Source organism: Arsenophonus sp. aPb (assembly GCF_029873475.1).
Classification (GTDB): Bacteria; Pseudomonadota; Gammaproteobacteria; order Enterobacterales; family Enterobacteriaceae; genus Arsenophonus.
The window spans coordinates 425,529-448,413 of record NZ_CP123499.1 but is presented as its reverse complement, the minus strand read 5'-3'; the positions used below and the strand labels follow the sequence as shown (position 1 = coordinate 448,413).

At 41.7% G+C, this 22,885-nt stretch carries 17 protein-coding genes; 10 read left to right on the top strand and 7 right to left on the bottom strand.

The features are described 5' to 3' along the window. Positions 1-123 precede the first annotated feature (123 nt). The 4 genes from QE177_RS01935 to QE177_RS01920 are packed head-to-tail and all read right to left on the bottom strand — an operon-like array spanning position 124 to position 3,514. The gene (locus QE177_RS01935; RefSeq protein WP_280551085.1) at positions 124-936 is read right to left on the bottom strand and encodes a MetQ/NlpA family ABC transporter substrate-binding protein; all 813 of its coding nucleotides are present in this window, start codon (positions 934-936) and stop codon (positions 124-126) included. A 20-nt stretch (positions 937-956) separates the two neighbouring features. Further along, on the bottom strand, positions 957-1,799 hold the full coding sequence (locus tag QE177_RS01930; protein ID WP_280551084.1) for a DUF169 domain-containing protein: 843 nt from the start codon (positions 1,797-1,799) through the stop codon (positions 957-959). Between the two features lie 36 nt (positions 1,800-1,835). Next, positions 1,836-2,510, bottom strand: a complete 675-nt coding sequence (locus tag QE177_RS01925; RefSeq protein ID WP_280551083.1) for a methionine ABC transporter permease — start codon at positions 2,508-2,510, stop codon at positions 1,836-1,838. Positions 2,511-2,548: 38 nt separating this feature from the next. Continuing rightward, positions 2,549-3,514 (bottom strand): ATP-binding cassette domain-containing protein, encoded by a 966-nt coding sequence (locus QE177_RS01920; protein ID WP_280551082.1) that lies wholly within the window; start codon positions 3,512-3,514, stop codon positions 2,549-2,551. Positions 3,515-4,054: 540 nt separating this feature from the next. Between QE177_RS01920 and xdhA the strand changes: the two genes are divergently transcribed. From xdhA to xdhC, 3 genes are read left to right on the top strand one after another with little or no spacing between them, the layout of a single operon-like run. Continuing rightward, positions 4,055-6,340 (top strand): xanthine dehydrogenase molybdenum-binding subunit XdhA, encoded by a 2,286-nt coding sequence (gene xdhA / locus QE177_RS01915; protein WP_280552190.1) that lies wholly within the window; start codon positions 4,055-4,057, stop codon positions 6,338-6,340. Between the two features lie 4 nt (positions 6,341-6,344). Next, positions 6,345-7,223, top strand: a complete 879-nt coding sequence (gene xdhB, locus QE177_RS01910) for a xanthine dehydrogenase FAD-binding subunit XdhB (RefSeq protein ID WP_280551081.1) — start codon at positions 6,345-6,347, stop codon at positions 7,221-7,223. Continuing rightward, entirely contained in the window at positions 7,220-7,690 is a 471-nt protein-coding gene (xdhC, locus tag QE177_RS01905; RefSeq protein WP_280551080.1) for a xanthine dehydrogenase iron sulfur-binding subunit XdhC, read from the top strand. The genes xdhB and xdhC overlap by 4 nt, the downstream gene beginning before the upstream one ends. Positions 7,691-7,739: 49 nt before the next feature. Here the strand turns inward: xdhC and QE177_RS01900 are convergent, their stop codons facing one another. Beyond that, positions 7,740-9,524, bottom strand: coding sequence for a sigma 54-interacting transcriptional regulator (locus tag QE177_RS01900; protein ID WP_280551079.1), 1,785 nt, complete (start codon positions 9,522-9,524; stop codon positions 7,740-7,742). 654 nt (positions 9,525-10,178) lie between these two features. Here QE177_RS01900 and ygeW point away from each other — a divergent pair. The 5 genes from ygeW (at position 10,179) to arcC (ending at position 16,356) form a co-directional block, all read left to right on the top strand. Then, positions 10,179-11,366 (top strand): knotted carbamoyltransferase YgeW, encoded by a 1,188-nt coding sequence (ygeW, locus tag QE177_RS01895; RefSeq protein ID WP_280551078.1) that lies wholly within the window; start codon positions 10,179-10,181, stop codon positions 11,364-11,366. A 69-nt stretch (positions 11,367-11,435) separates the two neighbouring features. After that, entirely contained in the window at positions 11,436-12,635 is a 1,200-nt protein-coding gene (gene dpaL / locus QE177_RS01890; RefSeq protein WP_280551077.1) for a diaminopropionate ammonia-lyase, read from the top strand. Between the two features lie 66 nt (positions 12,636-12,701). Next, on the top strand, positions 12,702-13,919 hold the full coding sequence (locus QE177_RS01885; protein WP_280551076.1) for a YgeY family selenium metabolism-linked hydrolase: 1,218 nt from the start codon (positions 12,702-12,704) through the stop codon (positions 13,917-13,919). Positions 13,920-13,977: 58 nt separating this feature from the next. Then, positions 13,978-15,357: a dihydropyrimidinase gene (gene hydA / locus QE177_RS01880; protein WP_280551075.1), complete on the top strand. Its 1,380-nt coding sequence runs from the start codon at positions 13,978-13,980 to the stop codon at positions 15,355-15,357. Between the two features lie 66 nt (positions 15,358-15,423). Continuing rightward, positions 15,424-16,356, top strand: a complete 933-nt coding sequence (gene arcC / locus QE177_RS01875) for a carbamate kinase (protein ID WP_280551074.1) — start codon at positions 15,424-15,426, stop codon at positions 16,354-16,356. Between the two features lie 71 nt (positions 16,357-16,427). Here arcC and yqeB read toward each other — a convergent pair whose 3' ends face one another. Both yqeB and yqeC read right to left on the bottom strand, forming a co-directional pair. After that, positions 16,428-18,020, bottom strand: coding sequence for a selenium-dependent molybdenum cofactor biosynthesis protein YqeB (gene yqeB, locus QE177_RS01870; RefSeq protein ID WP_280551071.1), 1,593 nt, complete (start codon positions 18,018-18,020; stop codon positions 16,428-16,430). A gap of 29 nt (positions 18,021-18,049) precedes the next feature. Beyond that, positions 18,050-18,826: a selenium cofactor biosynthesis protein YqeC gene (gene yqeC, locus QE177_RS01865; RefSeq protein ID WP_280551070.1), complete on the bottom strand. Its 777-nt coding sequence runs from the start codon at positions 18,824-18,826 to the stop codon at positions 18,050-18,052. Between the two features lie 19 nt (positions 18,827-18,845). Here yqeC and QE177_RS01860 point away from each other — a divergent pair, with 19 nt between their 5' ends. Both QE177_RS01860 and ygfK read left to right on the top strand, forming a co-directional pair. Continuing rightward, the gene (locus tag QE177_RS01860; RefSeq protein ID WP_280551068.1) at positions 18,846-19,487 is read left to right on the top strand and encodes an NTP transferase domain-containing protein; all 642 of its coding nucleotides are present in this window, start codon (positions 18,846-18,848) and stop codon (positions 19,485-19,487) included. Positions 19,488-19,772: 285 nt separating this feature from the next. After that, entirely contained in the window at positions 19,773-22,883 is a 3,111-nt protein-coding gene (gene ygfK, locus QE177_RS01855; protein ID WP_280551067.1) for a putative selenate reductase subunit YgfK, read from the top strand. Positions 22,884-22,885 lie beyond the last annotated feature (2 nt).

The following is a 22,885-nucleotide window of genomic DNA, read 5'->3' as shown; positions in this document are numbered from 1 at the left end:
CCAATTCAAATTGGCCATCGGCGATGATTGAAACTATAAATCAGTCGTTGCGTGATATTATTATTTCTACTGTTAGCTAAAACCAATAACAGATATCCCTACGACAAACTGACGTTTTGAATATTAGTAATAATCGAATACACCATTAAAATTATTTTGTACGCTTTCTTGCACTGACTTGGTACGTAGACTGTCAGCCAGAAATTTTGCCCATTGTTGCTTAGCATTCTGACTATTAACCACAAATCCTATTGGGAATTGCTGAGCATCTTTATCACGAATAATATAGGAATTAACCTGTTTGCCGGCATTATAGATGTGAGTGAAAAAAGCCACTGCACCATCTAGATCCGGTAACGCACTAACGGTTTGTGTCTGATCCACATCGATAAAGGTAATTTTGCGCGGATTCGCTATGATATCCAACAGGCTGTAATTACTTTTCTTATTAGCATCCAATATAATTAAACCGGCCTGTTGTAGCATGGTGAGCGCGCGATCCATATTCATGGCATCATTCATAATGGCAATTTTAGCGCCGACAGGAAAATCCGCCAGCGTGTGGTATTTTTCTGAATATAACCCAATTCCAGTTGTGAATGGATACGGTTTAACCATTACCAAATTGGCATTATTTTTTTCGTTAAAATAGGCTAAAAACTTTTCGTGTACCCCTAATGCAGCATCCACGCTACCATCATTAACAGCATGTAAAATATTTACGGCATTATCCATAAAAACACGTTCAGTTCGAATACCGTGTTCAGCCATCACGCCTGCGCCAAAATCGACAATATCACAAAAAATTCCGCTACAGGCGATTCGCTTTTGTAATAGGTTGTTGGTATCTGAACCTTTCACTATTGATCCAAGATAACGACCTGATATAAACAGAACAATAACTATTGAAACAAGCGTATAAATGAATTTCTTCATTGTAAATTCTCTTAGCAAGACTATTTTATAATTTGATTATTTTTGCGTCTATGATATTCCAAGGTACCATATCCACCCGTGTAATAGTTATTACCTAGCTTTATATCTATTTGATCAGACAAACCATACTTAGCGGTTTTCTGCAATATCATTTTTTTTGCTTTATTGCTATCCATTGGATTGGCCGTTTTACAAATGCCATCAATAATCTTATCGAGATAATGAAAAGGAATACCGATACTAATCTCATCTTCGCGCCACTTTGCGACATGGCGCGTGCCAGAACATAGAAAGGAGAAATTAACCTGATCCCGTTCAAAGGGATAAGAGGTACATTCTTGGCATATTGCTTGATTACCGGTAACTTTAGTATTCTTTAATTGACCAAAGTGATAAGCATAGCCTTGCACGATCCGCATCATATTTAAAGAATTAGTGACAATAATAACCACATCGGGATGAGATTCTGTATATAAAGAGAGTGGTTTAATTTCAATGCCTGGTACCTGATGCTGACAATATACCATATCCTTAGCAACTTGATGGCTAATCGCATAATTAGCATAGAGTCCCATTTGGTAACTTCGATGGCCGGAACTAATATCATTAAGGCTAATAATATCTTCATCCGATTTTAAAATACCCAGCGCTCGCGCGCCTGATAGGCAAGCCATTTTTTTGATATTAAGTTTACAAGCTGTACCAAGTGACGCATTTCTTACTGCCAAACAGTAGGGTAAAGGCGCTGAGGCTTCTGCTGTTTCACAGCGGTTATAAAGCTCATCATTGTATAAAAAACGAATACCAACTGGCTGACGTGAAAGATCAAGCATCGCTTCCAGCCACATATTTTGTGTATTCACAAAACCTTCCTTAACTATAATTTTTAATAAAAAACATTATTTTAATTTTTTATAAAGATGACTACCGACACTTTGTATAATGAAGACCAAAATCGTTAAAACTAACACTATCGAATACATCATAATCTCATCAAAACGTTGATAACCAAAAGTCAGGGCCATCGCCCCTAAACCACCTGCACCAACCGCACCAGCTAAAGTGGTATTTGCCAATATTTGAATTGATGAAAAAACCAGATTGGAAAAAATGGCAGGTAACGCTTCGATTAACATGACATTAAATATAATTTGCCGATTGCTGGCGCCAAAAGATTTTGCTGCCAGAATGACTTTTTTATCGACTTCAAGTAATGAATTCTCAATTAATCTGGCAATCGCACAAAATGCCGATATGGTTAAAGGTACAACTGCCGCTTGCCAACCGACAGAGGTACCAATAATAAAACGGGTAAATGGAATAAGTACAACAATTAAAATAATAACCGGAAAGGAGCGGACAAAATTGACCAAACCATTAAGAGAATAATAGATAATTTTTTTTGGCATTAACCCATCAGGTGAAAATAAAACCAGAAAAACACCAATAAAAAAACCGATAATTAAACCTAATATTAGCGATAAAAATAACATTTTTAATGTTGCTAAAATGGCAGGCAAAATAATTAACGGTAGATAATTGAAAACTTGGGTAGTTGTGATATTAAGAAACATATTTTCGACCTGCATAATAGTCAAATAATATAAAATTGTTAATCTATGGTATTAAAACATATTCCGTTAATGGTAAAAAAATCTTTAGCTTTATGACAAAATTCATTTTTTATTGATAGATAATAAAAATGAATCAATTCATTTAATAAATATTCTGAGCGCAAAAACAGCATCTTAAAGTTTTTACCAATAATATTGAATAAATCAATAATAATGGATCCGTCATTACTATGATCCGTTATCATTAATTTAAAGCCGGTTTCACCTGGCTTTATGTCAATATTTTCAAGCCCGACAAGTCGTCTTAATGCAGGCGGTTCGGTGACAAAAATATTTTTTGTGGTGCCTGAAAGCGTTATTTTTCCATTTTCAATAATTGACATACTGTTACAAATACGCTTCGCTATATCTAATTGATGAGTCACCATAATAATTGTGACATTTAAAACACGATTAATACGTTTAATAAGCTTAAGTAAAGCATGGCTAGTAATCGGATCTAAAGCTGATGTTGCCTCATCGCATAATAACACCTTTGGCTGTAAGGCGAGTGCCCTCGCGATTGCTACTCGCTGCTGTTGACCACCAGATAATGCTGCTGGCCGATATTGCGACCTATTTTCTAAGCCAACTAACGCCAGTAACTCTTTTGCTCGACTATCTCTTATGGTAGGAGCAATATTCCAACATTGCATCGGTAGCATAATATTTTCAATAACCGTTTTTCTTTGCATTAAGGCAAAATCTTGAAAAATCATGCCAATGTTTTTTCTATAACGACGTAAAGATAAACCGGATAAATTCATAACATTAATATGATTACATTCAAGTTTGCCATTACATCCGGTGAGCTCTAAACCATTTATACAATGTAATAAAGTCGATTTACCTGCGCCACTGGCACCTAATAAGGCATGGATTTCACCCTGTGGGATATTTAGATTAATATCATTCAATAATATTTTATTTGCTATCTTCTTATTGAATTGATTAATTTTAATCAAAACATTCATCCTTATCGTTTTAATTTTAATTAATATAATAAAATTGTTATTGTTATATTCTTTGATCTATTTCTAAAAAAATGACTTTTATCTAAGAAAATTTCACCATAAATTATCATTTAATCAATTTTGATAAAAAATATTTTCAACGACGAACAGCAAATAATAAACAAGATAATTTAAGCAATCTTGAAGTAATAATAACAAATTAATTACAAAATAATAATCTAGAACAAATTTATTAAAATATAATCAAATGATTTAATATTTATTAATTGATAAATAAAATAATAGGCTATGAAAAGATTATCAAAATAATACTTTCTTTCTCAATATGAAAATGCTGACATTATTTTATTACCGCTTTATCTTATTACTCTAACAAAATTTACTCTAGAATTTTATCTGCATCTCAATCTTATCTCTGCAATAAGCTTAATTTACATAATGGCATACATATTGCGTATTGACATTGATCAGTTTGATTTTTCTCAACAGGAGAAATAGCTAATGTTAAAAAAAAAGGAAAAGTTCGAGGAGATGCAACTCGGCTTATCTTATTTGCGTATCGATGCTCTGACAAAAGTAACAGGGCGAGCAAAATATGCCGATGATATATCGATGGTTGGCATGCTCTATGCTAAATATGTCCGCAGCACCATCGCCCATGGCTTTGTTACTGAAATCGACTATAGTCAGGCATTAGCGTTACCTGGCGTAGTCAATATTTTTACCTGGCATGATGTTCCCCAGATCCCTTTCGCTACTGCCGGACATGCCTGGACACTTGATGAGAAAAAACGCGATATAGCCGATCGTTTATTGTTAACTCGCCATGTACGCCATTTTGGTGATGGCATTGCTATTGTTGTCGCTCGGGATGAGCTCACCGCAGAAAAAGCCGCTGCTGCGGTAAAAATAACCTATGAAGAATTGCCGGTTATTACCTGCCCGGAATCCGCTAAAGCCGCTGATGCAATAAATATTCATAGTAATGGCAACCTGCTTAAACAGAGTCAAATCACTGCTAATGAACCTGTACCAGCGATAGAAAAATCCCAACATCAATTTAGCGGACGTTTTACCACCCCGATTGTGCAACATTGTCACATGGAGAGTGTAACCAGCTTTGCTTGGATGGAACAATCCGATCGTATTATTATTGTCTCCAGTACCCAGATCCCACACATTGTGCGTCGTATCGTTGCGCAAGCACTGGATATGTCATGGTCTAAAATACGTGTTATCAAGCCGCATGTTGGTGGTGGTTTTGGTAACAAACAAGACGTATTAGAAGAACCGATGGCCGCGTTTTTAACCCTAAAACTAGGTGGTGCGCCAGTAAAAGTAATGCTTTCGCGCGAAGAGTGTTTTTATGCTTCACGCACCCGACATGCCTTTCGGATCGATGCTGAATTAGGCATCACCAGCGACGGAGTCCTGAAAGGATATCAATTGGATGTCTTATCCAATACCGGCGCTTATGCTTCACATGGCCACTCAATTGCTGGCGCCGCCGCGAATAAAGTTGCTTACTTATACCCACGCAGTGCATTTGGCTACCAGGCAACTACTTGCTATACCAATCTACCCTCAGCGGGTGCTATGCGTGGTTATGGCGCTCCTCAAGTCACTTTTGCATTAGAATCACTACTTGATGATGCGGCTGCTAAGTTAGGCATCGATCCAGTAGAGATCCGACTTATTAACGCGGCTCGCACCGGAGACAGCCACCCAATTAATCACTCCATTATCCAAAGTGCAGGCATAATTGAGTGTTTGACCAAAGGACGCGAACTATTTAATTGGCAAGCGCGTAAAACGGCCTGTGAGCAAATGAGCGGTGATATTCGTAGTGGTGTTGGCGTTGCCTGTTTTAGTTATACCTCTAATACCTGGCCTGCCGGGGTTGAAATTGCTAGTTCCCGCCTACTATTAAATCAAGATGGTATTGTGAATGTACAAATAGGCGCCACCGAAATAGGCCAAGGCTCAGACACCGTTTTTGCTCAGATGGTAGCAGAAACATTGGGCATGCCTGTTAATATGATCAATGTTATTTCAACTCAGGATACCGATATAACCCCCTTTGATCCTGGCGCATTTAGTTCCCGACAAAGTTATGTTACCGCGCCGGCACTACAAGAAGCCGCCCAAACATTACGGCAAAAAATTGTTCAACATGCCGCCATAATTCTCAGTCAATCAGAGAGCGAGCTCACCATTATTAATGGCAATATTGTCTCTCTCAACCAAGTTGAAAAAATTCTCATGTCGGTTGCCGATGTCGCAATGGATACTTTTTACAATCCGGAATTAGGGGGACAACTTTCTGCTGAATCCTCCTGTAAAACAACCAATAATCCGCCGGCGTTTGGCTGTACTTTTGTCGATTTAACGGTGGATATTCCACTATGTAAGGTGACTATCAATCGTATTCTTAACCTACATGATTCTGGCCGCATTCTTAATCCTAAGCTGGCTGAAGGACAAGTCCATGGTGGCATGGGAATGGGAATTGGTTGGGCTCTATATGAAGAACTGATCGTAGATGAAAAAAGCGGTATTGTCCGCAATGCTAATTTACTTGATTATAAAATGCCCACCATGCTGGATCTACCGGAACTGGAATGTGTTTTTATCGACAACTATGAACCACAATCAGCATACGGGCATAAATCACTAGGCGAGCCGCCGATCATTTCGCCTGCGCCGGCCATCCGTAATGCATTACGAATGGCTACAGGTATTGCGATTAACTCTCTCCCTATCACACCGAAAAGATTGTTTCGCGAATTTGTTCAAGCCGGGCTGATCAGAGGTTAGATTTATGTATGACATTAAAAATTATCACCGTGCTGACAATATCTCTCACGCGGTAGCCTTGTTAGAAAAAAATCCTACGGCTCGATTATTGGCCGGTGGAACAGATGTTTTGATCCAATTACATCACCTTAATTCACACTTTGAGCATATTATTGATATTCATGATTTGCCAGAATTACGCGGTATACAGTGTGATCAGGCGGGTAATATTCGTATTGCATCGGGTACGACTTTCAATGAATTAATCAATCATCCAATTGCTCAGCAACATCTTCCAGCGCTGGTTGAAGCCGCTAGCATGATCGCTGGCCCGCAAATACGCAATGTCGCTACCTTCGGTGGTAATATTTGTAATGGCGCACCCAGCGCCGATTCCGCTTGTCCATCCCTTATCTACGATGCAACACTGGAAATTGCTTCACCAGAAGGGAGCCGTTATACCTCAATTAATGGCTTTCATACTGGGCCTGGAAAAGTCGCATTAGCTGCCAATGAGATTTTAACCGCTTTTCATTTTAAAGCTGAAAATTATCGCGACAAAGGTGCCGCCAGCTTCAAATATGCTATGCGCGATGCGATGGATATCGCCACTATTGGTTGTTCTGCCCTTTGTGACATTAAACAGGGGAAATTTCAACAACTCAAACTAGCTTTTGCTGTCGCTGCACCAACGCCGATACGCTGTAAGCATGCTGAAGAAGCTGCTCGCGGCCAACCACTCACCCGGCAAACGCTGGTTACGATTGGTAAAGCGGTGAGCCACGATGTTTCGCCAAGAACATCATGGCGGGCGGAAAAAGAATTTCGCTTACATCTGATCCACACTTTAACCGAGCGAGTCATAAATGTAGCTGTTATGCGCGCAGGAGGGGAAATTATATGAATGCCAAAACGTTAACCACGATCGATTGTCATATTAATGGCATTCATCGTCAACTGACTCTATCACCAGCAATGTCACTGGCAGAGGTGTTACGGGCAGAAGGCTTACTTAGCGTTAAATTAGGCTGCCAGGTCGGTGAATGTGGTGCCTGCACTGTGCTCGTCGATGACACCGCCATCGATAGCTGCCTCTACTTAGCTATCTGGGCTCAAAATAAAACCATTCGCACCGTAGAAGGCGAATTAGCTAACGGTGTCGCATCAAAAATACAACAAGCCTATGCCAATACGGGTGCTGTTCAATGTGGCTTCTGTACGCCTGGCCTAATTATGGCAACGACTGCTTTTTTAGCCAAACCGCGCACCAAGCCATTAACGATTAAGCAAATACGACATGGATTAGCCGGTAATCTATGTCGCTGTACCGGTTACCAAATGATCGTGGACGCTATTCAACACTGCGAATAAGTTATCTCTGGGCATGGTATTTTTAAATTCATACCATAGCCCATTTTCGCTAGCCAGATGTCAACTCATAGCGCTTGATCTTACGGTATAAAGTAGCAATACCAATGCCAAGCATTTTTGCGGCTTGTTTTTTACTGCCATAACGGCTTAAGGCTTCACGGATCAGCTGTTTTTCCATATCTTCAAGTACAATCGCACCATCAATAGCTTGTTCCTTTTCCTCTATATTGGCAACAACTACTGTCTCAACCTTAAAATCATTTTTACGATGACTCACCAAATTGGGAGGAAGTAATGCAATATCAATAACATCTCCCGAAGAAGTAACATTAATTAAATATTCCATCAAATTACTCAGTTCACGTAAATTTCCTGGCCAATGATAAACTTTGAGACACTCTAACACCTCTTGTGAAACCCCTGGATACACGAGCCCAAGACGCTTAGTGTGGAGATTAAGAAAATAGTGAATAAGTAATAGCAGGTCTCCCTGACGCTCTCGTAATGGTGGCAAAGCTAAAGGAATAACATTCAAACGATAATAGAGATCTTCGCGAAATTTGCCCTCACGAACAGATTTTTCTAGATTTTGATTGGTGGCCGAAATAATTCGAATATCTACCGCAATCGCTTTACTGGCACCAATTGGCTGAATTTCACGCGCCTCGATTGCACGTAATAACTTTGCCTGAATAACCAGTGGCATATCGCCGACTTCGTCCAAAAACAGTGTTCCTTGGTTAGCCGCCTGAATTAATCCTTGTTTACCATTAGTTGAAGCACCGGTAAAGGCTCCTTTAACATAGCCAAATAACTCACTTTCCAGTAGCTGTTCTGGAATAGCGGCACAGTTGATGGCAATAAAAGCTTTGTTACTACGATGACTTAATTTGTGAATCGCTCTGGCAACCACCTCTTTACCAGTACCACTTTCACCAGTAATCAAAACACTAGAAGGGCTAGGCGCAATACGGCTAATTAATTTTTTCAATTTACGCATTGGTGGTGATTCACCAACCAGATGCTCAATGTGGGGCTCATCAGATTCAAATGCAGAATTGGCATAAAGCGGTAATTGATGAAAAGCCATTAAAAATATTTGATAATCTTGTATATTATGTAGTTGTCCTGTTAATATTTCTGATATATCTCCGCAAGAGATCACATATTGCATATGACCACCGTTAACACTTTCCTGATAAATTAGCGGCCGAATGGTAAATGTCTTGCCGATCATCTTTTCATAATTGAGATTGAGTATATTAAGTGCAATAGCATTGGCGAATTTTAATTTATTCCGACTACTTAATATCAAAACCCCCTGATCAATATTATCAATTAAGGTCATTAATGCTTTACTGGTATGATTTACACCACTTTGTTCGTCTAATAATTTTGAAATAAAAATTGTCGAAATATGCTGCACATAATCAGAAAATTCATGTAAATTATGTTTTATTCTTTCCTGCTGCTCATGAGTAAAAGCCACCAAACTGATTACCCCGACACAAACATCCTGGAAAAATATTGGTGTGCCTAAAAACGCTTTTTCCTTACAATTTACTTTATTTTCACAATCGTCACACAATGGATCCAAGCGAGATTGGATGACAACCTTTTCTTTTCCAGTTTGCATGACGTAACGTAACAAACGCGAATTTCGTTCCAGCTTCTGCCCTAAATACTTTCCATAAGGCCCTGATCCAGCCACACGTCTTAAAGCACCGTCTACAATTTCAACTTCAAGTTGTAATACACGGGAAAGAACTTTCGTAAATCGCAGGATAGTTGGTTGGATCTGCATTAAAGTAGATTGAGAACTTACACCCAACATGATCATTTTCCTTATGTTCTAAATTATTACACAACTAATATCGTAATTAATAAACTATAGGGCATGTGCAATAACATCACATCGCTCCCTATAGCCTAAATGATAGAAAATGATTCTTCCCGATTACCGTCCATCGTAAAATATCAAGGCTCATTATTAAAATGATAATTCTGTATCAAAATTATCATTATGAATTAATAAATATCGATAATTAAAAATTAAATTTATATTTATAAATTGTAATTTTATTGTTTTTTATTATTTCAATGAACATATTAATAAAGATAACTCTGTTATTTTTTAATTAATTTTTTTATTTATTTTATCGCCAACGATGTCATTTTTAGCCTCCGATCCTGATTAAGGATAGAATCATTTCTTAATGATAGAGTTATCATCTATACAGTACATGAAATATCAATCTGGAAATACTAGCAATAACGCAAAAATTTATTGTTTGCTTTCATTCCCTTACCTTAATAATCATTATCTGTGATTATTATCACGCTATTATCTATCAACTCTCCTTTCTTATTTTACGCTAAAAAATTGGCATGCTTATTGATATCACTTCAATAGCTTATGCAGATCCTTGGCTTAGTTCTGCACAGCATATTCGCTATCTGACTAGCTATTTTAAATTAGGATTTTATGATGAAAACAATTAATAAATTGCTCAAGGATATCAAAGCACTGCACTCCAACCTTCACAAAAAAGATTTTTTGTTGACTTGGGAACAAAGTCAGGATGAGTTAATTCAGGTGCTAAATATTGCCGCCATACTCAAAACCCTGCGGTCAGATAATATTGCAACCAATGTATTCCGCAATGGCTTAGGTATTTCTATCTTTCGCGACAACTCCACTCGAACCCGTTTCTCCTATGCTTCCGCATTGAATATGTTAGGGTTAACCCAACAAGATTTAGACGAAGGTAAATCGCAAATTGCCCATGGTGAAACAGTTCGTGAAACTGCCAATATGATCTCCTTCTGTGCCGATGCCATCGGGATTCGAGATGATATGTATCTTGGTGCCGGCAATGCTTATATGCGTGAAGTCGGTGACGCATTGGATGAAGGCTATCAACAAGGTGTACTACCACAACGTCCAGCGTTAGTTAATTTACAATGTGATATTGATCATCCAACCCAATCAATGGCTGATTTAGCCTGGTTACGTGAACACTTTGGCTCGCTGGAAAACCTAAGGGGCAAAAAAATTGCCATGACCTGGGCTTATTCACCCAGTTATGGCAAACCACTATCCGTCCCCCAAGGTATTATTGGATTAATGACGCGTTTTGGTATGGATGTAACATTAGCCCATCCTGAAGGTTATGAACTTATTCCTGAAGTTGTCGCCGTCGCGCAAAACAATGCCCAAGCATCAGGCGGAACTTTCCGTCAGGTTAATAGTATGGAACAAGCTTTCAAAGATGCGGACATTGTTTACCCTAAATCTTGGGCACCTTATAAAGTGATGGAACAACGCACAACATTATTACGAAACAGTGATCATGATGGCTTAAAAGCATTAGAAAAACATTGCTTAGCGCAAAATGCGAATCATAAAAACTGGCACTGCACAGAAGAAATGATGGCACTTACTCATAACGGCAAAGCACTCTATATGCACTGCTTACCGGCAGATATCTCTGGTGTTTCCTGCCGAGAAGGGGAAGTCACCGAAGGGGTATTCGAAAAATATCGCATTGCGACTTATAAAGAAGCTAGCTGGAAACCCTATATCATCTCCGCCATGATCCTAGCACGAAAATTCGCTCAACCTGATTTGATCCTCGAGCAATTAATAAAAGACGCTGACAAACGCGTCAAATAATGCTGCTGTCCGGCCATTTATTGGCTGCTAACAGCATAAAAGTATTTTCATGAATAAATAAGGTTGGCTATGTCAATTTCTGCATTAAAGTTAGATATCGCGCAAAATCGCTTCTTTACTGGTGAAAAATCCGACTTATTTTCGCGTAAAGCAGCACGTAAGGCGCGGAATTTTCATCAAAAGATAGACAACTATCAACCAACACCACTCTATTCGCTAGAGGGACTGGCAAAGCTGTTTCAAGTTGACAAAATATTGGTCAAAGATGAATCGCAACGCTTTGGCCTGAATGCGTTTAAAATGTTGGGCAGTACCTATGCTATCGCCCAGTTATTGTGTGAAAAATACCATATTAATATCGATGATTTCTCTTTCGAAAAGTTAAAAAACAGTCTGACAGAAAAAATAACCTTTACTACTACAACGGACGGTAACCATGGGCGTGGTGTTGCCTGGGCCGCCCAACAACTCGGTCAGCACAGTGTTATTTATATGCCCAAAGGTTCAGCCCAGGAGAGGGTTGAGCATATTCTGGCGCTTGGTGCCGAGTGTATCGTCACCGATATGAATTATGACGATACCGTCCGCATGACAATGGAAACCGCCAAAAGGCATGGCTGGCAAGTTATTCAAGACACTGCCTGGCCAGGTTACAGCCAAATTCCTACCTGGATCATGCAAGGCTATACCACTTTAGCCGATGAAGCGGTCGAGCAAATGAACCAAATGGGGATCTCTCGACCGAGCCATGTTTTTCTGCAAGCTGGCGTTGGTGCCATGGCCGGCGGCGTACTCGGTTATTTGGCTGATGTCTATGATGCTAACCAATTGCATTCGGTCGTGACTGAACCTGAGTTAGCTAACTGTCTATATCGTTCCGGTATAAAAGGCGAGATCGTAAATGTTGATGGCGATATGCCAACAATTATGGCCGGGTTAGCGTGTGGTGAGCCCAATCCACTCGGCTGGACGGTACTACGTAACTGCGCCCGCCAATTTCTCTCTTGCCAAGATGCCGTCGCTGCCCTCGGCATGCGTGTATTGGGTAACCCATACCAAAAAGATCCGCGCATTATATCCGGCGAATCGGGTGCAGTCGGTTTAGGGGTATTGGCAGCGGTGCATTACCACCCACAACGCGATGCGTTAAGAGAAAAATTAGCACTAACTAAAGATGCCGTTGTATTGCTAATCAATACCGAAGGGGATACAGACGTTAAACACTACCGCGAAGTCGTCTGGCAAGGCAAACACCCATCATTAGCATAAGGCACGACCTTTAAAACGCATCTTATGATTGCTGAAAAATAGGAATTTATAACGGGAGTAAACAACATGGTTAAGCAAGTTCCATTCGATAAAGTTCTGGATAGCGCCAAAAAATATAAAGATGACATGAGCCGTTTTCTGCGTGACATGATCGTTATTCCTAGTGAAAGTTGTGATGAAAAAAAAGTTATCCACCGAATTAAACAAGAAATGGAAAAAGTGGGTTTTGATAAAATTGATATCGACCCAATGGGCAATATTCTTGGTTATATTGGCCATGGACCTCATTTGATTGCGATGGATGCACATATTGATACGGTCGGGATAGGTAATGTTAAGAATTGGTCTTTCGATCCCTATCAAGGTATGGAGACAGAAAATATTATTGGCGGCCGTGGCGCATCGGATCAAGAAGGCGGCATGGCAGCGATGGTTTATGCCGGTAAAATTATTAAAGATCTTGGCCTGGATGACCAATACACGCTGCTAGTAACGGGTACGGTGCAAGAAGAGGATTGCGACGGTCTCTGCTGGCAATATATCATCGAAGAATCAGGTATAAAACCCGAGTTTGTCGTTAGTACCGAACCAACAGATTGCCAAATTTATCGTGGACAGCGTGGACGGATGGAAATTCGCGTTGAGGTTCAAGGGCTCAGCTGCCACGGCTCCGCTCCAGAACGTGGTGATAATGCCATCTTCAAAATGGGCCCAATATTGATAGAACTACAACAACTCACCCAACAGCTAGGTAATGATGAGTTCTTGGGTAAAGGAACACTTACAGTGTCGGAAATTTTTTATACCTCGCCGAGTCGCTGTGCGGTCGCCGATAGCTGTGCTATCTCAATTGATCGACGATTAACTTGGGGTGAAACTTGGCAAGGAGCATTAGAAGAGATCCGCGCCTTATCATCGGTTAAGGAGACCAAAGCGACGGTTTCCATGTATCGCTATGAACGCCCGTCTTGGACTGGTTTAGTTTATCCAACTGACTGCTATTTCCCTACCTGGAAAGTAGAAGAAGATCATATTACAGTAAAAACCCTCAGTAAGGCCTGGCAAGGCTTATTCCATAGCCAACCGGTGGTAGATAAATGGACTTTCTCAACTAATGGTGTATCGATTATGGGGCGCCATGGTATTCCAGTGATCGGATTTGGTCCAGGTAAAGAGGCTGAGGCCCATGCGCCTAACGAAAAAACCTGGAAAGAACATCTGGTTACTTGCGCCGCAATGTATGCTTCAATTCCGCTAACCTATCTATCTGAATTGAAAAAATAATCCTTTTACTCGCTTAGCCCTAATGACGCTGCATTAGGGCTGATTATGGAGTTTGCGCATGAACCTACTGATCAAAGATGGTATTGTGGTCAATGCTGATGGACAACAGCAAAGTGATGTTCTAATCGAAAACGGTCTTATCAAACAAATTAGCCCCAATATTATCCCATCAGAACCTTGCGAGGTTATTCAAGCTAAAGCGTGTTATGTGATGCCTGGTGGCGTTGATGCCCATACTCATTTCAATATTGATACTGGGCTCGCGCGTAGTTGTGACGATTTTTTTACCGGTACTCGTGCAGCTGCCTGCGGTGGCACCACCACCATCATCGATCATATGGGTTTTGGCCCAAAAGGATGTTGCTTGCATCATCAACTGGAAACCTACCATCAATATGCGGCCAACAAAGCGGTTATCGATTATAGTTTTCATGGTGTTATCCAACATATTGATCAAGCGATTATCGATGAAATTCCTACGATGGTTGAAGATGGAATTAGTAGCTTTAAACTTTATCTGACTTATCAATATAAGTTGAATGATAGTGATACATTACAAGCATTAAAACAATTGAAAACAGCTGGCGCATTAACCACCGTTCATCCAGAAAATGATGCCGTTATTCACTATCTACGCAACCAATTTCTTGCTGCCGGTCAGACTGCACCCCGTTATCACGCCCTTAGTCGACCACCTGAATGTGAAGCGGAGGCTATCGCCCGCATAATCAACCTGGCACAACTGGCTGACAATGCCCCCTTGTATATTGTGCATCTATCTAATGGTCTTGGACTCGACTATTTACGCCTGGCTAAAGCCCACCAGCGGGCAGTATGGATAGAAACCTGTCCTCAATACCTGCTGCTAGATGAACGCCAATATCTGCGTGATGATGCGATGAAATTTATTCTCACGCCACCGCTACGCAATGTTCGTGAACAAGATGCATTATGGTGTGGTATTAGTGATGGCACCATTGATGTAGTTGCAACCGATCACTGTACTTTTCCTTATTGGCAACGACTTGAGCTCGCTAAAGGCAATTTTAGCCGCTGCCCAAACGGGCTACCTGGGGTAGAAAATCGGCTGTTATTACTCTTTTCTGCCGGTGTAATGAGTGGACGCATTAGTCCAGAACGCTTTGTCGCACTAACCAGCAGCAAACCCGCTCAATTATTCGGCCTCTGGCCACGCAAAGGTTGCCTTGCCCCCGGTTCAGATGCTGATGTAGTTATCATTGCAGCCGATAAACGCACCACTATTCGTCATGAAGAGTTACATGATAACGCTGATTACAGCCCATATGAACAAATGGTTTGCCAAGGAGCAATCCTCCATACCCTATCACGAGGAAAACCGGTTTTCAGTCAAGGACAATTTATAGGCAGTGCAGGTTGGGGACAATTCTTACATCGCCAACCCTTCCAGATAAGCTAACCCTTGCTGTATAACCGACACCTCCCTGATAGTAAATAACCATAAATAACAGGAATAATGAATATTATGAAAAAAACAATCGTCATTGCCCTGGGCGGTAATGCATTAGGTGATGGATTAGACGAACAAATGGTCGCCGTAAAAACCACCGCACAGGCTATTGCCGATTTGATCGAGCAGGGACATAAAGTGGTCATTACTCACGGTAATGGGCCACAGGTCGGCATGATCAACCGGGCATTTGAAGCAGCGGCTAAAACAGCCGCTCACACGCCGATGTTACCTATGTCGGTATGTGTGGCATTGAGCCAAGGGTATATTGGCTACGATCTACAAAATGCATTAAGTGAAGAGTTACTCAATCGTGGTTTAGCCATTCCCGTTGCTTCCATTATTACCCAAGTTGAAGTTGCCGCCGACGATCCGGCTTTCCTTGATCCCACTAAACCGATTGGCTCTTTTTTCACTCAGCAAGAAGCTGAAAAATTGATAGCTAATGGCTATCATCTAAAAGAAGATGCTGGACGAGGCTATCGTCGGGTGGTTGCTTCACCTAAACCGATCGCTATCATTGAGAAAGAAACCGTCAAAGCCTTACTCAATGCTGGACAGGTCGTTATTACCGTTGGTGGTGGTGGGATACCAGTGGTGCGTGAAGGCAATCATTTACGCGGTGTAAGTGCCGTCATTGATAAAGACTGGGCAAGTGCTAAATTAGCCGAAATGATCGATGCGGATATGTTAATTATTTTGACGGCGGTAGAAAAAGTAGCAATTAATTTTGGCAAACATAATGAAAAATGGCTGGAACGACTTAATCTAGACCAAGCGCAACGCTATATCAATGAGGGACATTTTGCCAAAGGTTCAATGCTACCCAAAGTTGAAGCTGCCCTCTCTTTCGCCTGTAGTCGGCCTGGACGTGAAACGTTAATTACCGTTCTAAATAAAGCCAAACAAGGGATTGAAGGAAAAACAGGTACAATTGTTTGCCTATAACCGAACCGGTTATCCTCTTACAGGGCGCTATGCGCCCTTAATCATAGTTGGCTATCTTAATCCGTTAGCAACTAAACCGGTTTTGCCATCAAGGCCATCAATGCTTCTAACACCCCGCCCGCGATGGCGCGCGCTTTATCCGACACGGCAGTAAAATCGACTGCGGCGCCACGAGGATCAATATCGCCAATTTTAAACCCTGCCGTCACCGCTAAATTATCATTTAATAAACCACGAACCAGGCCACTTAATGGTGCTTTAATTGGGGTATCATCAATATAAGCAATATCTTCACCGACATTAACAATATCACCAATATTAACACGACGATGCATAACACCGGCGACCGGCGCTCTCACAACACGTTGCGTGGTATGGCCATTAATATTGCCTGGCACACCGGTATTAGCTTGTGCTGATCCCTGGTAAATCACTCGCCCTAGATTGTGTCCGCGATTGGTTTCTATAATCGCATCACAATCTTTACCCGCCTCAAAACCGGGCCCCAAAGCAATCGTCACCGGCGCCATTGCTCGATGGGTTCCTCGATTTTGTTTAGCTAAAATGGCATCGACTACACCATCGGGCTGCAAAGCGGGTAATAGGCTAGCATCTGCATCAATCAAGATGGGAATAATTCCCTGCTGCAAAAGCGGATCGACATCCTCCGGTCTAGTAACATGTTTAGCCTTCACACCTTCAATCGTCATTTCTCCGGCATAGATAGCCTGAGCAAAAGCCACCGTACAGCGGATAACTGTAGGGTATGCAACCTCTAACATAATGACGTGAAAACCAGCATGATAAAGACGCAACGCAACGCCTGTTGCAATATCGCCAGCACCCCGAATAACTACCCGCTGACGATAAGGAAAAGTACTGCACTTCATTGAGCCACCGGCGGCTTGATGTTTAATTTGCAACATTTCAGCGACAATACTAATAGCAATTTCTGCCGGCGTTTCTGCGCCAATATTGAGACCAACAGGCGCATGAAGGTGAGCCAATTGACTTGCCTTCAGCCCTTGTTCATATAATTGTCGAGTAAAGGTATGTATTTTTCTACGGCTGGCTAAAAGCCCAAGATATTTGACGGGTAAGTGGATCAACAATGATAGCGCTTCCCAATCTTGGCTATTAGTCGCAATCACCACATAATCATCCGCTTTAATAGCTAATTGCTCGATCCCTTGGTTAAAAGACGCTACCTGCAATAACTTGCTATCGGTTGGAAAATAAGCAGCATTAAGGCTATCGGCATAAACATCCAGCACCACGATTTCAAAATCTAAAGCAGCAGCCGTTTGGGCGATAGCACGATTAACATGGCCAGCACCAATCAAGATTAAACGGCTAGCTAAACCATGAACATCAATATAAACTGACATTGAGCCACCACAATCACTGCCAACCGCATGCTGACCATTACGGGTCATTCGACCATGAAAAATACGCGGCTTACGCTCTGCCAACGCTAACAGGGCTTCAGTAATCACTTTACGCTCTACCATCCCACCACCAATCGTTCCAATCACACTGCCATCATCGAGTACTAACATTTGCCCAGAATGGCGCGGCGTAGAACCTCGACTTTCAATAATTTGTGCCATAGCAAAAGGGCGATTCTGCTGCTCCAGTTTTGCTGCTTCGACAAAAATTTTCATACCTACCTCAATGAGTTATCCATTCAATTTCACTGACGCTGCAATACATTCCTGATAGGAGGAGACTCCCTGACTGCTCCCAACCAAATCGCATCTAGTCCTGTTGTTAGTAACAATGCAGATAATTGGTTAGTGATAAAATTCTCAGATTGAGAAAAACGGTTAATTAACCAAATACGCTGGGCATGCAGTGGAACATTTTTAAACATTCCTGCCGGATGCCGAATAAAATGTTCAAATACCGCAATATCTGCTTTATCTCCTGGTTCAATTTGCGTTATGGAAGCAAATAGAGGCCAGCGCTGTACATTGTCAGGGCCTAATGGTTTGGCTAAAACCTGTCCTCCTGTTACGGCAATTACGCAGCGACTACTAACCGGTATGCAAGGTTCGTGCAAAGCAGGCGCTTTTAATGGCAGACCGCGCGAACCATCGGCTTCGATCAGTAAGATATCCGCGTAATATCGCTCACCCAGAGCATCGATTTGTTGTGGGGAAAAACCACGCACTTTGCCACTACTGGCTTGCCAAGCGGCATAACACGCACAAATGGGTGAGGCAAAAGCCGCCGCAGGCAACTGAGCCGGATCGCGACATATTAATAGGGGAATATTTTCATCAGGCAAATACATCCTTGTGGTAGTACTGATAATCACTTTTTTACCTAAAACAGAAAATTGCCGCGCCAGCCAAAATAGCGTACTGGTTTTACCCCCTGCACCAATCAAACTAATAACCACAGAGGATGAGTTCAATGTTCTATCACAAAACATCGTGAGCGGTTCGGGTATATTGGCCTGTGGCATTGCTTAGGAGTCCATTAAAATGAATAGATCTGCTATCCCGCTTACGCAACTAACCAAAAAACCGGCACAAATCAGCAAAACTATTGATTGCATTATTCCGGCTGCCGGTCTTTCTTCTCGTATGGGACAATGGAAAATGATGTTACCCTGGCAACATGGAACAATACTTGATGCCAGTATCAAAAATGCATTAGCATTCTGTTCTCACATTATTCTGGTGATTGGCTATCGGGCTGAAGAATTGATGGCGCGCTATCAACAACACCCAGCAATCAGTTTAATTTATCATGCCGATTATCAGCAGGGGCTATTCAGCTCGATTAGAGCCGGCGCTCAGGCTGTTAATAGTGACTACTGCTTTATTACCCACGGTGATATGCCTTGTCTAACTAACACTATATTTCAGCAAATTTGGTGCCAACGCGGTGCTTATGCGCTGATCCCTCGCTATCAAAAAACACCGGGTCATCCGGTTTTATTATCCCGTCATTGTCTTAATAGGGCGGTAAGACAAACCGATTGTCGCTCTATGCAGCAAGCTGTACGCAAGGGTCAGTGGCAATATATAGATCTGAATCAACCGGCAATAATCGCAGATATTGATACTCCGGAGATTTATTTGGCGTTACGCACAATAGAAAATCTGGCTGGCTCTGTTTAAGGGCAATAATACATCTGTAGCCCGTTAGGTTTATCAAAGTGATAGTGAAATTATTTTTTTGAGAATTATGAAATAGATAACTATCTGCCGAACTTGGCTATTTTCTATTGATTATCATTCTTATTTGTTTGAGCGTGAGTTATTTCACAAATAAAAAACAAGATTAGATATTAATCACATTTCTTATTAACCATTCCTCGGTTATTGGTTTCTGGCGTGATTGTTGCAAAGTTTATGACAACTATCTGTCTATTTTCCCAATTAAATCGCAGCAAGGAGAGTCTCATGGGAGATATCATGCGCCCAATTCCATTCGATAAACTTTTGAAGCGCATCTTTGATGAATACCAACAAAACCAATCAATATTTGGTATTCACAAACAACAATTTTATCGTCAGCAAAATCAATATCCATTAATTAAGGTGTTTGGTGAAACTTGTACCACGCCAATTGGACCGGCTGCCGGACCACATACCCAGCTTGCCCAAAATATTATTGTCTCTTGGTTAACTGGCGGCCGCTTTATCGAACTGAAAACCGTGCAAATCCTCGATCAATTAGAAATAGATAAACCCTGTATCGATGCGGAAGATGAATGTTTCAATACTGAGTGGTCAACTGAATTTACGCTCATTAAAGCCTGGGATGAATATCTCAAAGCCTGGTTTATTCTGCATCTACTCGAAGCCATTTTTGAGCCCCGTAAAACCGGCGAAGCAAAATCCTTTATATTTAATATGAGTGTCGGTTACGATTTAGCCGGTATTCAGCAACCGGCTATGCAGCAATTTATCGATAGCATGATGGATGCATCTCGTCATCCCACCTTTAACCGCTACCGGCAGTTATTACAGTCATGGATCGAAGAGGCCGATTTTATTCATCAATTGGCTACCGAACATCGCCAAACTGCACTGACAAAATTAGCTGACACTATTCCCGCTCAAATGGTAAGTGGTGTCACCCTCTCTACCATGCACGGCTGCCCACCTGATGAAATCGAAGCTATCTGCCGTTATATGTTGCAAGATAAAAAGCTCAATACTTTTGTCAAACTCAATCCCACTCTACTGGGTTATCAACGAGTAAGAGAAATCCTCGATAGCTGCGGTTTTGATTATATCGGCCTAAAAGAGGCTTCATTCCAGCACGATCTACAACTGGAACAAGCCCTGGCCATGTTACAGCGGTTAATGGCATTGGCCAGTGAAAAACAGTTAGGATTTGGCGTCAAACTGACTAATACCTTAGGCGTTATCAATCATAAAGGTAAACTGGCCGGCGAAGAGATGTATATGTCCGGCCGCGCACTGTTTCCACTATCAATCAATGTCGCGGCGGTTCTTTCCCGCGCCTTTGATGGCATGCTGCCTATCTCCTATTCAGGTGGTGCTAGCCAAATCAATATCCGTGATATTTTTGCTACCGGCATTCGCCCCATCACCATGGCAACCGATCTATTAAAACCAGGTGGCTATCTCCGTATGACGGAATGCCTACGACAATTAACCGATAGCGCTGCCTGGCAGGCAGAAAAAATTGATGTAGAACGATTAGACAAATTGGCAAAACAAGCCATTAATATGGCTTATAGCCAAAAAGAGTGGAAAGCCAACCAACAGATCAATATTGATAACTCTTTGCCATTAACAGATTGCTATGTGGCGCCTTGTGTTAATGCCTGTGCAATTAAACAGGATATCCCTGAATATATCCGTTTATTAGGTGAAAAGCGTTATACCGATGCGTTAGAACTTATCTACCAACGCAACGCGCTACCGGCCATTACCGGTCATATTTGCGATCATCAATGCCAATACAATTGTACTCGCTTGGACTATGATAGTGCGCTAAATATTCGTCAACTGAAAAAAATTGCGTTAGAAAAAGGCTGGCAGGAGTATAAACAGCGTTGGCATAAACCGGCCGGTACGGGTAGTCGTCATCCGGTTGCCATAATCGGTGCCGGCCCTGCTGGCCTCAGTGCCGGCTATTTTTTAGCCCGAGCAGGCTATCCAGTAACCATTTATGAACGAGAGTCCAATGCCGGAGGCGTAGTAAAAAATATTATCCCGCAATTTCGCATCCCGGCAGAACTTATCGAGCATGATATCAACTTTATTGCTGAACACGGTGTCAAATTTGAATTTGGCTGTCAGCCTGATCTAACCGTGGAGAAATTGAAAGCGGCTGGCTTTCATTATGTGTTGATTGGCGTTGGCACCGACAAAAACAGTGGTATCAAACTGACTGGTGAAAATCATCACATCTACCCATCTCTACCCTTCCTGCGTGACTATAATCGTGGTTTTACCCCGAAGATGGGCAAACATGTGGCGGTAATTGGTGCCGGTAATACCGCCATGGACTGTGCCCGGGCAGCACTGCGCATACCGGATGTAGAACAAGTCACTATCATCTATCGCCGTTCAAAAGCCGAAATGCCCGCCTGGCCAGAGGAATATGAAGAAGCTTTAGCTGATGGCGTAAAATTTATGTTCCTTGCCAATCCTGAACATTTCGCTATTGATGGTAAATTGACGGTCAGATTGATGACTTTAGGTAAAGTTGATAGCTCCGGGCGTCGTCAGGCAGTGGCAACCGAACAAACCACCAGCTTAAAAATTGATAGCATAATTACCGCAATAGGTGAGCAACAAGATAGCCAAATGCTAGCCGCAATGGGCGTTCCACTCGCTCAAGATGGCAAGCCGGCTATTGATCTGGTGAGCGGAGAAACTACGCAATCCGGCGTATTTTTAATCGGCGATGTGCAACAAGGGCCTTCTTCCATTGTTGCAGCGATCAGTACCGCCCGTCGTGCTGTCGATACCATTTTACGGCGAGAAAATATTTATAGCCATCATGGTAATAAGTACTGGAGTAATGTTGATCCGCAACATCTTTATCAGCGTAAAGGTCAAATTTCCGTCACCCTAATTGACCAACAACACAGTGAAGCTTTCGTTGAACAGGAAGCCAATCGCTGTCTGGAATGTAATTATATTTGCAGTAAGTGTGTTGATGTCTGCCCAAATCGCGCCAATGTTTCGATTGCGATACCTGGCTTTCAAAATCGCTACCAAACGTTGCATTTAGATGCCATGTGCAATGAGTGTGGTAATTGTGCGCAATTCTGTCCTTGGCAAGGTAAACCATACCGAGATAAGCTGACTATTTTTAGCCTGGAAGAGGACTTTATTAATAGCACTAACCCTGGTTTTTGGGCCGAAGGCGATCGCATCTCTGTTCGACTCAACAGCCAAACCTGGCTATTACGCATCAATAATGACAGCCAATTTCAAAAGATACCGCCCGAACTGCACGACATGTGTCAAATCATTAGCCACGTACACAAACACCATCAATATCTATTAACTCATGTGGAGGCCTGATC

Bases quoted from the DNA above. Each gene is read 5' to 3' on its own strand.
- ygfK (WP_280551067.1), top strand. From the start codon at position 19,773: ATGGGAGATATCATGCGCCCAATTCCATTCGATAAACTTTTGAAGCGC.
- xdhB (WP_280551081.1), top strand. From the start codon at position 6,345: ATGTATGACATTAAAAATTATCACCGTGCTGACAATATCTCTCACGCG.
- QE177_RS01900 (WP_280551079.1), bottom strand. From the start codon at position 9,524: ATGTTGGGTGTAAGTTCTCAATCTACTTTAATGCAGATCCAACCAACT.
- xdhC (WP_280551080.1), top strand. From the start codon at position 7,220: ATGAATGCCAAAACGTTAACCACGATCGATTGTCATATTAATGGCATT.
- QE177_RS01860 (WP_280551068.1), top strand. From the start codon at position 18,846: ATGAATAGATCTGCTATCCCGCTTACGCAACTAACCAAAAAACCGGCA.
- hydA (WP_280551075.1), top strand. From the start codon at position 13,978: ATGAACCTACTGATCAAAGATGGTATTGTGGTCAATGCTGATGGACAA.
- ygeW (WP_280551078.1), top strand. From the start codon at position 10,179: ATGAAAACAATTAATAAATTGCTCAAGGATATCAAAGCACTGCACTCC.
- arcC (WP_280551074.1), top strand. From the start codon at position 15,424: ATGAAAAAAACAATCGTCATTGCCCTGGGCGGTAATGCATTAGGTGAT.
- yqeB (WP_280551071.1), bottom strand. From the start codon at position 18,020: ATGAAAATTTTTGTCGAAGCAGCAAAACTGGAGCAGCAGAATCGCCCT.
- yqeC (WP_280551070.1), bottom strand. From the start codon at position 18,826: ATGCCACAGGCCAATATACCCGAACCGCTCACGATGTTTTGTGATAGA.
- QE177_RS01885 (WP_280551076.1), top strand. From the start codon at position 12,702: ATGGTTAAGCAAGTTCCATTCGATAAAGTTCTGGATAGCGCCAAAAAA.
- QE177_RS01935 (WP_280551085.1), bottom strand. From the start codon at position 936: ATGAAGAAATTCATTTATACGCTTGTTTCAATAGTTATTGTTCTGTTT.
- xdhA (WP_280552190.1), top strand. From the start codon at position 4,055: ATGCAACTCGGCTTATCTTATTTGCGTATCGATGCTCTGACAAAAGTA.
- QE177_RS01925 (WP_280551083.1), bottom strand. From the start codon at position 2,510: ATGTTTCTTAATATCACAACTACCCAAGTTTTCAATTATCTACCGTTA.
- dpaL (WP_280551077.1), top strand. From the start codon at position 11,436: ATGTCAATTTCTGCATTAAAGTTAGATATCGCGCAAAATCGCTTCTTT.